Raw genomic sequence first — 11,573 nt, forward strand, 5'->3', positions numbered from 1 at the left:
CCGGGACGTCCCGGAACGCTTCCGTATGCGGGTCTCAATTTCCGATGCTGGCCACGGTGGTGACGCGGGTATCGGAAATGCTGGTCCAGGCGGCTGCCGATGTCGTGGCCTGCCGCTTCACGTAGCGGTAGGGCGTCGAGTACCAGGGCAGCACGGCCTCGATCTGGTTGTCGAGGATCAGGTCGCCCTGATCCGTGCGGACCGTCAGGACCGCATGGCCTTCGTTGTTGATGTCCTTCACCACCGTGATCAGCAGCGCGCTTGCGGGCCATCCGGCCTTCATCAGACGGCGCTGCTTCTCGATCACATATTCCTCGCAGTCGCCAACGCCATTGTCCGGAAAGGTCCAGTACTCGGGCACGCCGAACTGTTCCATGTCCGTCACGGGACGGATTTCCCGGTTGACGGTGGCATTGACCGAAAGCAGTTCCTCGAAACGCTCTTCCGAGAGCTTCACGACAACCGGCTTGCTGGTGCTGGCAGCACAGGCCGCCGGATTTTCCTTGCAGAAGACGAGATGTCCCTGCGGCGCTGCCGCAGCACCGGCCATGGCCATATAGCGGCCCGGATTGGCGCTTGCTGCTGTGGCATACATGACTGCCGCAAAGGCAGCACATGCGATGATTGGTTTCCAGATCTTTATCTTCATGTCGTCGCCCTCCCCAAGGCTGACGACACCATTGCATCTGCGATTTTATTTGCATCTAAGTCAGGTCATCGCTTTTTCGATGATGTTTATCTGAATTTGACTTGAGTTTGAGCTTTATTTTATTTGATTTTGAATTGAGTTTTATATTGATTTGAATAAAGTTTTACAGATCTGATGCAAGGTCATGATTTCAAAGTCAATTTTCAGAAATCGGGTGGCTGTGGCGGAGGGCCGGTGCTCCGCAATCCCGTCAGAAGGCCGTTTCCGCCCCGCGCGGGCGAGGAAAGAAAGCTGAAACCATACGGGGATTTTCTGTGTTGCCGGGCGTATTGGCCTTGCCGAGTTCCTTCCCCAGGAGGCGGCCTCACTCTGCGGCAAGGCGGGAGCATGAGCCTTGAGAGGGCGGAATGGTTCAAAGACCTTCCGCACAAAAAAAATCCCGGCCTTGAGCCGGGATTTTTGCAAGTCTTCTTGAAGGAATTGCCGGTTTGCGATGACTGCCCGGAAGGGCGGCACGCTGGCATTATGCCGGCGGCGTGCTGCCATCCTGCGGATCATCCGGGACCATATGCTGTTCAAGCAGGGCCTGATTCTGGATCACGGCGAACTCCAGGGCGATACCGCCTTCGAGATGGCGGACGACTCGGGCCCGCATCTTGCCCAAAGTGATTTCGGTGCCGATGGGCGGCCGTGCCGGGCAGGAGAGAGCCACGCCGGAGAGTGACACGTCGATGATGCGGCACATATAGGCGCTGCCATCGGGCAGAACGATGCGGGTGAACGGGTTCTTCGGCACGAAACGCTCGTGACGCCGGTCTTCCGGCAGGTTCAGCTCGTTGCGGTTGGCCAGCCAGGTCAGCACGCTGGCGATCTTGTCGCGCTTGCGCGGTGTGTTGGCCAGCGCTACGGCAAAGCCGCCGTCGATCTCGCGGGCAATCGTTCCTTCCACCCGGCCAACATGGTCCAGATAGGCCACCACCTTTTCGCCAATACGTCCGGCCACGGGCGTGATCAGTGCCATGCCGCCAGGCGACATGTTGACGACCTGACAGGGATATTCCTGCCGGTTTTCCAGCATGAAGCGGCCAAGGACATTCACCTTCACGCGCTGGTGACGGCGCCGGTCCGTGCCCTTTGCGGGCAGACCGTGAGCGGGCCTGGCAGCTTCTGCTGCTGTCATGAATATTGTTTCCCTATCTTATGCGGGAGGAATCTTGTTCTCCACGGACACGATAGGCGGGGACTATTAACATTGCGTAAGATCAGCTCTAGTCCTTTCAGATCTTGCCGCCGTCATAGACCGTCAAATGCCCGACCCGTCTTGTCCCTTCCATGGATGGTGCAGCAAGATGAGCCTGCCCGCCATTGATGATCTGCGGAACTGCCGTGCGGCGCGGTGCAGGGGTGCCCGTCAGGAAGGACGGGCGCTCATCTGGCCAGATCAGCCGCAGGCTGGAGATGGACTGGTTCAAAATGGGATGCAGGCCCAGCCAGTAGGGACGCTCGAAGCTGGCGCTGGCACCAAGGATGCGGCTGCGGCCTTCGCCCGGCATGTGCAGGGGAAGCAGCAGCATTTCCATCTTCAGAACCTGATTGCGCTCGGTGTGCCCGTCGACGCCGATGATTGCTGCCGCCGCATCTTCAGTGATCGCGGCCATGACGGAGGCGAGGGCTTCCCGGTCCTCATTTCCCCAGCCGCGCAGGAAATTGCGGCCCTTGAGTTCGCGGCAATGGGTGGAGCACAGGCGTGTTCCTGCGAGGCGGTAGCGGTAGGTGTCCTGATCGACAGCTTCCAGAATGAAGGTGTCGCCGAGCAGGCCGCGAATCCGGCCCGGGTCGATCTCCGACCGGTTCGGGGCGGTGCGGGTGCCGCGCAGTTCGTCCCAATACTGATAAAGGGTACGGTTGACGCCATGCTTCATTTTGACCGGTCCTTCTGCCACTTTTGCGCCGCTGCGGCATGCGTGTCCATATCTGGGACAGTTCTCCGCGCCTGCGCTGGTTCTGCCGGTTACAGAGCATTTACTATGCCAACCGGGCCTGTGGGCGAAAAAATCACCGGCTTTCCTAAAGTTTGAACGGATTTTTAAGGTTACTCCAAGCTTGCGCTTGCTCCGGAAATTGCTTTGGAACAGGCTGAAATCTGCACGTGAGACAAGTCCGGCGATCCAGACCGGTCACTGCGCGGCGCATTTATCCGGGCCTTGCGGCAGGTGCGGGGTCCGGAACAGGTCATGAGGCGCCCGTTGCCGGCAAGGCGGCGGGCGCCTTGTCTTTATCTTGTCTTTCCGGGGCAGACCCTTAAGTGTCTGCACATGAGCCGGGCATCCTTAATGTCCGCAAGTGAAACAGATGTCAGGATTGAACCGGTCAAAATGAACCAGCCCCAGCCGATTGCTCCCTCCAGTGGCCTGCCGCCGCAAGGCCCGCTCCCGCCAAGGCAGAAGGCCTTCAACATTCCTGCCGTGGTGGCCGTTCTGGCGGGTCTGATTCTGGCGGTTCACCTGATCCGCACGGAGTTTCTGAGCGCGGATGCCAATTACGAGCTTCTGGTGCTGTTCGGCTTCTGGCCTGCCCGTTACAGCGCGGAGCTTTTTGGCGCGGGGCTCGTGCCGGGCGGATATGCGGCGGACGCCTGGTCGTTTCTGACCTATGCCTTCCTCCATGGCAGCTGGGCGCATGTGGGCATGAACATGGCCTGGATGATTGCCTTTGCGCCGCCTTTGGCGGTTCGTCTTGGCACCGTCCGCTTTCTCGCCCTGAGTGCGGTGGCGGCCATCGCCGGCGTGCTGGTGCATCTGGCGCTGCATTTCGGCGAGGCTGTGCCGGTGATCGGGGCTTCTGCCGCCGTGTCCGGGCAAATGGCGGCGGTGTTCCGTTTCGCCTTTCAGCCGGGCGGGCCGATGGCCGGCGGCAACCGCAATGATCCGCGGGCCTATGAGCTGCCGGTTGCGCCCTTGCGTGATGTCCTTTGGAATGCCCGCGTCCGCAATCTGTTGATCCTCTGGTTCGGCATCAACCTGCTGTTCGGCGTGGCGGGCGGGGAACTCCTCGGTGCCTCCGGCGATATTGCCTGGGAAGCCCATGTGGGCGGCTTTCTGGCCGGGTTCCTCCTGTTTCCCTATTTCGACCCGGTCCGGCGGTTGCGGTAATGTGACGTTAAGTGAAGCTCTCCGCCCAATGCAGGGTTTGCATCCGCTGCGCTTTTGAGGGCATGATGAACATCAGGTTACCGCCGGGAGGAACTGGGAGGTAGCCGGTGCCACGTCAGCTATCGGGAGAGCAGCATGACAGTAGCTTCGATTCTCAATACCAAAGGCCGTGACGTGATCACGGCAAGTGCGTCGGCCACGGCCGGCGACATCTGCAAGCTTCTTGCGGAAAAGCGGATTGGCGCGGTGGTGATCACGGATGCGAAGCGGCACATCGAAGGTATCGTGTCGGAACGTGATATCGTGCGTGTCATCGGTCTGGAAGGGCCGGAAGCCCTGAACAAGCCGGTGACGGCCGTGATGACCCGCACCGTGATCAGCGCTTCGGAAGGCGATACGCTCAACAGCATCATGGCCCGGATGACATCCGGCCGCTTCCGCCACATGCCTGTCGTGTCCGGCGGCAAGCTGACCGGCCTCATCTCCATCGGCGACGTGGTCAAGCACCGCATTGCGCAGGTGGAAGAGGAAGCCGAGCAGATGCGCAATTACATCGCTATGGCCTAAAGGCCTTGCGTGGCCCCGGCAGGCCTGCCGGGGCTGCGAGTGCTTCAGCCTGTTTATCTGCCTGCAGGAAACAGACGCGGATGCTCGATCTTGGGGCAGCGGTTCATGATCACCGTCAACCCTGCAGCTTCTGCTTCGGCAGCCGCTTGCGGGTGCTCGATGCCAAGCTGCATCCAGATCACTTTCGGATGGCTGGCCAGCGCCAGCGCCTCGGTGACAATGGCTGGCACAGCATCGGAAGCGCGGAAAATGTCCACCATGTCCACCGGCACCGGGATATCCGTCAGGCTGGCATAGACCGTGCGGCCCAGCAGCTCCTTGCCCGCGAGCCCTGGATTGACGGGATAGACCTCGAAACCCTGATCAATCAGGAATTCCATCACGTGATGCACCGGCCGGTCTGCATTGGCGCTGGCGCCGATGATGGCGATGGTTTTCGTTTCTTCAAGGATCTGCCGGATCAGGCTGTCGGGATAGGCGGGTGTCATGGTCATTCTCCGGTCCATTCGGGTTTGCGCTTCTGCAGGAAGGCATTGATGCCTTCTTCCGCGTCGCGGGCCATCATGTTCTCCACCATCACCGACGCGGCATAGTCATAGGCCTCGCCCAGCGGCATTTCGAGCTGGCGGTAGAACGCCTCCTTGCCAATCTTCAGCGTCAGCGGCGACTTGGAGGCGATGACCTCGGCATATTTCTGCACGACCTGTTCCAGATAATCGCCGGGAACTATGCGGTTAATGAGGCCAAAGGATTTGGCGGTGGAGGCGTCGATGCTTTCCCCCGTCAGCAGCATCTCCATCGCCTGCTTGGGGCTGGCATTGCGGCTCACCGCCACCATGGGGGTGGAGCAGAACAGGCCGATGTTGACGCCCGGCGTGCAGAAGGTTGCCGTGTCCGTGGCAATCGCCAGATCGCAGGAGGCGACAAGCTGGCAGCCGGCTGCCGTTGCAACGCCCGTCACCACCGCAATCACCGGCTTGGGCAGGCGCACGATCTGCTGCATCAGGTCCGAACACTGGCGCATGATGGCTTCATAGGTGGCGCGGCCCCGGTCTGCCTCGGCGCGGGCCGCCGTCAGCTCTTTCAGGTCATGCCCGGCGCAGAACACCTTGCCTTCAGCCCCCAGCAGGATGGCGCGCACCGCCGGATCAATGGCTGCCAGCTCCAGCTCGGCGGACAGCGCGGTCATCATCGCCTGCGACAGGGCATTCATCTTCTCCGGCTGCTGCAGCACAAGGCGCAGCACGCCATTGTGCAACAGCTTGCCGATCAGCGGGCGGGTTTCGGCTGCGGCGGTGTCTTCTGTCTTCTGCATTCTGCTTTCCCGGCATGGTCACGATGTGGCCGGAGCATACAGCAGCCGGGCCAGCGGGGAAGCAGGCAAAAGGGGCGCATCTCTGGTGCTGCCTCCGTCATTTGGCCGATGCCTCTCCTGGTTGGCAAGGGCCGTGTTTCCGGCAAGAGTGAGCTTGGAACGAGAAGGGGGACGCGATGCAGCCGGTGATGCGTGTGGACGAGGTGGAGGCGTTTCTGCGGGCCGAGTTTCCGCAGGTCTATCTGGACGGACCGCTCACCCGGGTGGAGGAAATCGCGCCGGGGCTCGCCGCACTGCGCTTTACCGCCAGTGAGCGGCACCTGCGGCCCGGTGGCACAGTGTCCGGCCCCGCGATGATGGCGCTGGCTGATCTTGCCGCCTATGTGGTGATCCTTGCCCATATCGGCCCGGTGGCGCTGGCGGTGACGACGAATCTCAACATCAACTTCCTGCGGAAGCCCGCACCCGGGGATCTCATCGCCACCTGCCGGATTCTCAAGCTCGGCCAGCGGCTCGCCGTGGTCGATTGCGCCATTTGCGGGGACGGGGAGGGCGAAATGGCCGCTCACGCCACCGCCACCTACTCGATTCCGCCGCGCCGGCAGGGCTGAAACGGCAAGATTTATACGGTATTCAGTTACCGTTTTTGCAAGTTATTGATTTATATATACAATTCTCGACATGGTGCAAATGTTTCGCCTTGACGGTTTGCTGGCGAACGCGTATCACCCTGCCCGAACACACGGTGTGCCGTGCGGGATCTGTGTCCTGCCAAGCCGCCGTCCTGGTTTCACCGACGATTCACGGATCAGACACATGAAGACCTTCTCTGCCAAGCCGGCTGAGGTCGAGAAAAAGTGGATCTTGATCGACGCTGAAGGCATGGTCGTAGGCCGTCTGGCTGCCTACATCGCCAGCCATCTGCGTGGCAAGCATCTGCCGACCTTTACTCCGCACGTTGACTGTGGCGACAACATCATTGTCGTCAACGCTGACAAGGTGGTGCTGACGGGCCGCAAGTACGAAAACAAGAAGTACTACTGGCACACCGGCCACCCGGGCGGCATCAAGGAGCGTACTGCACGCGCCATCATCGAAGGCCGTTTCCCCGAGCGCGTGCTCGAGAAGGCTGTCGAGCGCATGATGCCGGGCGGCCCGCTCTCCCGCCGCCAGCTCAAGAACCTCAAGGTTTACGCTGGCCCGACCCACCCGCATGAAGCTCAGACGCCGGTCACCGTCGACGTCAAGAGCCTCAACGAAAAGAACGCGAAGAGGGCTTGAGCATGGCTGAGCTGCAATCCCTGGACCAGCTGAAGGGCGCCGTTTCGGCAGCCGTCGAAGCTCCGGTTCATGTCCAGAAGCTGGACGCCCATGGCCGCGCCTATGCCACCGGCAAGCGCAAGGACGCGATTGCCCGCGTCTGGGTCAAGCCGGGCACCGGCAAGATCACCGTCAACGGCAAGGACTACACGGCATACTTTGCCCGTCCGGTCCTGCAGATGATCCTGCGTCAGCCGATCCTGCTGACCAACCGCGATGGCCAGTATGACATCGTTGCCACCGTCACCGGTGGCGGCCTGTCCGGCCAGGCCGGCGCTCTGCGTCATGGCATCTCCAAGGCCCTGACCCACTACGAGCCGGAACTGCGCGGCATCCTCAAGAAGGAAGGCTTCATCACCCGCGACAGCCGCGTGGTCGAGCGCAAGAAGTACGGCCGCGCCAAGGCCCGCCGTTCCTTCCAGTTCTCCAAGCGCTGATCCTTCAGCTGCTTGTCAGACACAAAAAAGAACCCGCTGGTGCGAACCGGCGGGTTTTTTTGTTTGGGGGTGGGGCATGTTTTTTTCAGAAGGCGGCCATAGTGCTGTTACCTGAAAATAATTCTTGCAGCACTTTTTTGAACGAGTTTTCATGGAGCATAATGTTCGCCATTCCTGCACGTAAAAAACAGGCCTGCGGGTGCAGGAAAAATTGCCTCTGAACGTTGCGCTTACCGAAAAACGCGTGGTTCCACGGGAAGCCAGCTTGGCCTCCTGCGAGGCTGCGGACAGGAGACATCAGCGTGAAAAGCCTTTTTGCCAGTTGGCCGTTCTGGGCACTGCTTTCGGCCGGATTTGCTGCCCTTACGGCGGTTTTTGCCAAGGTTGGCGTGGAGAATGTCAATTCCGACTTCGCCACCTTCATCCGCACCATCATCATCCTGATGGCGGCGGGGGTGATGATCTACATCACGGGCAACTGGCAGGCCCTTTCCACGGTGTCTCCCCGCACCTGGCTCTTCCTCGTCCTGTCTGGGCTTGCCACCGGCGCCTCCTGGATCTGCTATTTCCGCGCCCTGAAGCTGGGCGACGCGGCAAGGGTCGCTCCCATCGACAAGCTGTCTGTCGTGTTCGTCTCTGCCTTCGCCGTGCTTTTCCTTGGCGAAAAACTGTCCTTCCCCAACTGGCTCGGCGTCGCCATGATCGCAGGCGGTGCTGTGCTGGTGGCTTACAGGGGGTAAGGGGCGGGAGGAAGGTCCCGTGATAGCTGTGTGGCCGGGCGCAAAATCTATGGCTGCCTGTCCTTCTGGAACGTGGCGGGAGCCGGGCGGAAAGGCTCAGGAAACGGACCAGACCCCGGCACAAGGCCGGGGCGGCGCGGAGCGGGGGCGGGCGCTGGGAACCCCATCTTACAGCCTGCGATTTGCACCCGCTATCTCCTTCACTGCCACGTAACGAAACGCGGCGCGTTCACCACGGAAAATGCCGGATGCCGCATGTTGGGGGGGGCGCATGGCCCAAGCCCCACCACCGCGCGTTTATGGCCGCGCGTTCATGGCCGGGCGGTGGCAGATGAAGGGCCTGCTCAGTCTTGCCGCATCTTGCGGTTTCAGCCTGTGAGGCTGACAGAGGCTGCGAGGTTCTGGCGTAAGCGACCCGTTCAGAACAGGGGGCAATGCCTATGCAGCTGAGGCACCATATGTTGCTCAAGCTGGGCTTGCGAAACTATAGTGCTTCTGAGCGATCTTGGGTGCGTTTTGTTCAAAGGGCCGGGGGAAAGTTATGGCTATCAAGATAGATTTTGTAAGCCGCCTTCCCGTTGACGGTGAGGATGTCAGACGATTTTACGCAGAAAATTGGAAGCGAAAGATCGCTCTATCTGACAAGAAATTTTATGAGTGGCAGTTTGTTGAGGCGCCAAATAATGAAAACAAGGATTACTGTGTAGTCGCGTATGATGATCAGAGTGGGAGTATTCTTGGAGTAATGGGTCTCAATAAGAGGGACTTCATTCTTAAGAAAGAAACGTTCCGGGGTGCGGAGCTGACGACCTGGATTGTCAGCGATAAAGCCGCGGGATCGGGAATTGGTGCGCGTATCATTGAATTCATTAAAGATAATTTCGAAGTTCTTATTGGGATGGGTATAAGTGATGCTGCCTTGCCGATCTATATGAGGGCTGGCTTTCGATACCTGAGAAATGTACCCAGGTTTGTTAAGGTTATTAACTTTGAGCCTCTTAAGGCGCATTCCGTGTACTCTAAGCTCGCTGTAAATCTGATAGATAATTGGAAATTTAAATCTAAAAACAACTTCGTGGCGAAGGAGTTTGTTTTTGATGGCACTGATGATGCATTCTTGCTTGCAAAGGAGGGGCTCAATCTCTTTTCAAGGGATAAAGCTCATAGGAATTGGAGGTATGATAATCATCCATACTTCCGGTATCGCCAGTATTCTGTAGAAAATCCGGAGAAAGGTTCGTCCACAAAGTGTTTTTTGTCTTTTCGTGAGGAAAAGGCAGTTTCTGAGTTTAAGATCTTGCATGTAATGGATTTGTTCGGTTGCGATGATGCGGTGCCATCAGCTTTGAGCTTCGTTGAGGCCTATGCCAGGGATAATGATTTTGATGTAATCGACTTTTACTGTACGGCAAGTAGCATTTATCGATTCATGCTCGGCAGTGGATGGTTCTCGATCAATGATGACCTTTGTTTTCAGTTTCCACATTTGTTTCACCCGATAGAGATGAGAAGTCCCCCAACTACGTCCTTGATTTACTGGGCGAGAGATAATATTTCTGAAATGGCTGATCTTTCAAGGCTGTATGTTACCAAGCAGGATGCAGATCTTGATCGCCCGACAATGCATGCAATCGAGGTTATGTGATTGAGAATCAGATGAGTGCTGTGAACATCGTGATTTCACAGAATAACTGTACAGAGATGGTATTCACCTGACAGTGCCGCGTTTTGAGGGGTGTTCAGCCGGGAGGCTGACAGGGCGCGTGTGCGAGGGTAAAAGATCCGGAGCGGCACGGTTTCTGTTTGGATAGACAATGATCTCGTGCCTTGCTGAAGACACTCTGGTCATTCCGATGTCTTTCATGGTCATGGTTCAGAAGGCCTTTTACCCCGCGTGGTGACCGGCGGCTTCAGAGGGAGTGAAACGATTGCATAATCTGCCGAGACCTGTCCTGCATCTGGATTCGCAGAATGCACCCGCTGCCATTTCGCCGGATTTTGCTCCCATCGAGGCCCTTGTGGCTTCCTTCCGTCTGGAGGACTTCAACACTCCGGAGCGGGCCAGGGCCTATGCGGATGCCCTGGATTTGTGGCCATGTCTTTCTTGCGCAGATGCCGGCGAGGAAGGGGAAGATCCGCTGCGTGAAGTGCGGGACGGGGTGCAGAAGGCGCATCCGCTGGGCCCGGTTCTGGGGGATCTCTGCCGCCTTCATTGGCTGGCCTTGCGGCGGCGCAGCCTGTCGGTGCTTGAGTTTGGCAGTGGCTTCAGCACGGTCGTTCTTGCCCATGCCATGCGTCTCCTGCATGGTCATTTTCATGACTGGGCCTCGCGCAATCTGCGCACGCAGCAGCCCTTCCATGTTCATTCGGTCGAGGAAGAGCAACGCTTTCAGGCGCTTACGTGTGAGCGGCTGGGAGAAGGCCTGTCTCCCTATGCCACGGTCGAGCGCAGCAGCGTGGATCTCATCACCCACGACAACCGCTTTGCGACGGTTTACACCCTGTTGCCCAATGTGGCGCCTGACCTGATCTACCTTGATGGTCCTTCGCAATTTGCCACGACCGCCAGCATCAATGGCTTCTCCATCGCAAGTCCCGAACGCATGCCGATGTCGGCTGACATTCTGCGGATGGAGTTTTTCCTCGAGCCGGGCTGCATCATCCTGATCGACGGCCGCACCCAGAATGCCAGGTTCCTGAAGGCCTATCTTCGCCGCCAATGGGCCTATCACCACGACAGGGCCGGCGACATTCACCTGTTCGAGCTGCAGGAGGACCCGCTTGGCCCAATCAACCAGCGCCGCCTCGATTTCGCCCTCGGCCAGGGCTGGCTCCTCGGGGAGTGATTTCAACTCTCGATGAGTTCGGCACATCGAGAGTTGGTCAAGCCCGTTTGGACTTGAGAATTTTCAAGGCGCGCTGCGTCATGGCATCTCCAAGGCCCTGACCCATTGGGAGACGGAACTGCGCGGCATCCTCAAGAAGGAAGGCTTCATCACCGGCGACAGCCGCGTGGCGAAACGCAAGAAGTACGGCCGCGCCAAGGCCCGCCGTTCCTTCCAGTTCTCCAAGCGCTGATCCCTCAGCTGCTTGTCAGACACAAAAAGAACCCGCTGGTGCGAAGTGAACCGTCCTGGCTTTCCAGGAGGCTCCTATTTGTGAGAAGGAGCTGAGATGAGCGCTACAAGGAACAAGTTTTCGGGTGAGTTTCGCGACCGTGCCGTGCGGATGGTGGCGGAGCATCGTGGGGATTACCCGTCGGAGTGGGCGGCGCTGACCTCGATTGCTGGCAAGATCGGCTGCACGAGCGAGACGCTGCGCCGCTGGTGCCGGGAGGAGGCTGGCCGACGAGCGGGGCCAGAGGCGCAGGCCGTCAACGACCGGGACCGGGTC

16 protein-coding genes and 1 pseudogene are annotated in these 11,573 nt (G+C 59.0%); 10 read left to right on the plus strand and 7 right to left on the minus strand.

Annotated features, from left to right (window positions below; all coding sequences use genetic code 11):
* Positions 1-34: 34 nt before the first annotated feature.
* The 4 genes from H163_RS0120475 to H163_RS0120490 form a co-directional block, all read right to left on the minus strand.
* Entirely contained in the window at positions 35-649 is a 615-nt protein-coding gene (locus H163_RS0120475) for a transglutaminase-like cysteine peptidase (protein WP_040679353.1), read from the minus strand.
* A gap of 141 nt (positions 650-790) precedes the next feature.
* Positions 791-1,195 (minus strand): hypothetical protein, encoded by a 405-nt coding sequence (locus tag H163_RS0120480; protein ID WP_019966493.1) that lies wholly within the window; start codon positions 1,193-1,195, stop codon positions 791-793.
* A complete protein-coding gene (locus H163_RS0120485; RefSeq protein WP_019966494.1) occupies positions 1,173-1,829 on the minus strand; it encodes a PilZ domain-containing protein in 657 nt (218 codons plus the stop codon). Before H163_RS0120485 ends, H163_RS0120480 begins: the two co-directional genes overlap by 23 nt.
* A 97-nt stretch (positions 1,830-1,926) precedes the next feature.
* A complete protein-coding gene (locus H163_RS0120490) occupies positions 1,927-2,571 on the minus strand; it encodes a PAS domain-containing protein (RefSeq protein WP_040679355.1) in 645 nt (214 codons plus the stop codon).
* 453 nt (positions 2,572-3,024) lie between these two features.
* On the opposite strand from H163_RS0120490, the gene H163_RS0120495 reads away from it, so the two are divergent.
* Together H163_RS0120495 and H163_RS0120500 are read left to right on the plus strand one after the other, a co-directional pair.
* The gene (locus tag H163_RS0120495) at positions 3,025-3,801 is read left to right on the plus strand and encodes a rhomboid family intramembrane serine protease (RefSeq protein ID WP_115336463.1); all 777 of its coding nucleotides are present in this window, start codon (positions 3,025-3,027) and stop codon (positions 3,799-3,801) included.
* A 135-nt stretch (positions 3,802-3,936) separates the two neighbouring features.
* Positions 3,937-4,368: a CBS domain-containing protein gene (locus H163_RS0120500; protein WP_026356129.1), complete on the plus strand. Its 432-nt coding sequence runs from the start codon at positions 3,937-3,939 to the stop codon at positions 4,366-4,368.
* A 53-nt stretch (positions 4,369-4,421) separates the two neighbouring features.
* Here H163_RS0120500 and H163_RS0120505 read toward each other — a convergent pair whose 3' ends face one another.
* Positions 4,422-4,862, minus strand: coding sequence for a CoA-binding protein (locus H163_RS0120505; RefSeq protein ID WP_019966498.1), 441 nt, complete (start codon positions 4,860-4,862; stop codon positions 4,422-4,424).
* Entirely contained in the window at positions 4,859-5,683 is an 825-nt protein-coding gene (locus H163_RS0120510) for an enoyl-CoA hydratase (protein ID WP_019966499.1), read from the minus strand. Before H163_RS0120510 ends, H163_RS0120505 begins: the two co-directional genes overlap by 4 nt.
* A 176-nt stretch (positions 5,684-5,859) precedes the next feature.
* On the opposite strand from H163_RS0120510, the gene H163_RS0120515 reads away from it, so the two are divergent.
* From H163_RS0120515 to rpsI (H163_RS0120525), 3 genes are all read left to right on the plus strand, one after another.
* Complete coding sequence (locus tag H163_RS0120515) at positions 5,860-6,294, plus strand: PaaI family thioesterase (RefSeq protein ID WP_019966500.1); 435 nt, start codon at positions 5,860-5,862, stop codon at positions 6,292-6,294.
* Between the two features lie 205 nt (positions 6,295-6,499).
* Positions 6,500-6,964 carry a 50S ribosomal protein L13 gene (rplM, locus tag H163_RS0120520; RefSeq protein ID WP_019966501.1) on the plus strand — a complete coding sequence of 155 codons (465 nt, stop codon included), beginning with the start codon at positions 6,500-6,502 and terminating at the stop codon, positions 6,962-6,964.
* 2 nt (positions 6,965-6,966) lie between these two features.
* Complete coding sequence (gene rpsI / locus H163_RS0120525; RefSeq protein WP_019966502.1) at positions 6,967-7,440, plus strand: 30S ribosomal protein S9; 474 nt, start codon at positions 6,967-6,969, stop codon at positions 7,438-7,440.
* Between the two features lie 85 nt (positions 7,441-7,525).
* On the opposite strand, the gene H163_RS24505 is transcribed toward rpsI (H163_RS0120525), so the two are convergent.
* Positions 7,526-7,738, minus strand: coding sequence for a hypothetical protein (locus tag H163_RS24505; protein WP_147290430.1), 213 nt, complete (start codon positions 7,736-7,738; stop codon positions 7,526-7,528).
* Positions 7,739-7,742: 4 nt separating this feature from the next.
* Here H163_RS24505 and H163_RS0120530 point away from each other — a divergent pair, with 4 nt between their 5' ends.
* The 5 genes and pseudogenes from H163_RS0120530 to H163_RS0120555 form a co-directional block, all read left to right on the plus strand.
* A complete protein-coding gene (locus tag H163_RS0120530) occupies positions 7,743-8,180 on the plus strand; it encodes an EamA family transporter (RefSeq protein WP_019966503.1) in 438 nt (145 codons plus the stop codon).
* Positions 8,181-8,721: 541 nt separating this feature from the next.
* Entirely contained in the window at positions 8,722-9,825 is a 1,104-nt protein-coding gene (locus H163_RS0120535; protein ID WP_019966504.1) for a GNAT family N-acetyltransferase, read from the plus strand.
* Between the two features lie 283 nt (positions 9,826-10,108).
* Complete coding sequence (locus H163_RS0120545; RefSeq protein WP_019966505.1) at positions 10,109-11,026, plus strand: hypothetical protein; 918 nt, start codon at positions 10,109-10,111, stop codon at positions 11,024-11,026.
* A 67-nt stretch (positions 11,027-11,093) separates the two neighbouring features.
* Positions 11,094-11,258 (plus strand): annotated as a pseudogene (gene rpsI / locus H163_RS24120) (30S ribosomal protein S9); the annotation flags it as partial.
* 96 nt (positions 11,259-11,354) lie between these two features.
* Positions 11,355-11,573 (plus strand): hypothetical protein (locus tag H163_RS0120555; RefSeq protein WP_019966506.1); only part of this gene is annotated, 219 nt, incomplete at its 3' end.

It is taken from the genome of Pannonibacter phragmitetus DSM 14782 (assembly GCF_000382365.1).
GTDB classification, from domain to species: Bacteria; Pseudomonadota; Alphaproteobacteria; order Rhizobiales; family Stappiaceae; genus Pannonibacter; species Pannonibacter phragmitetus.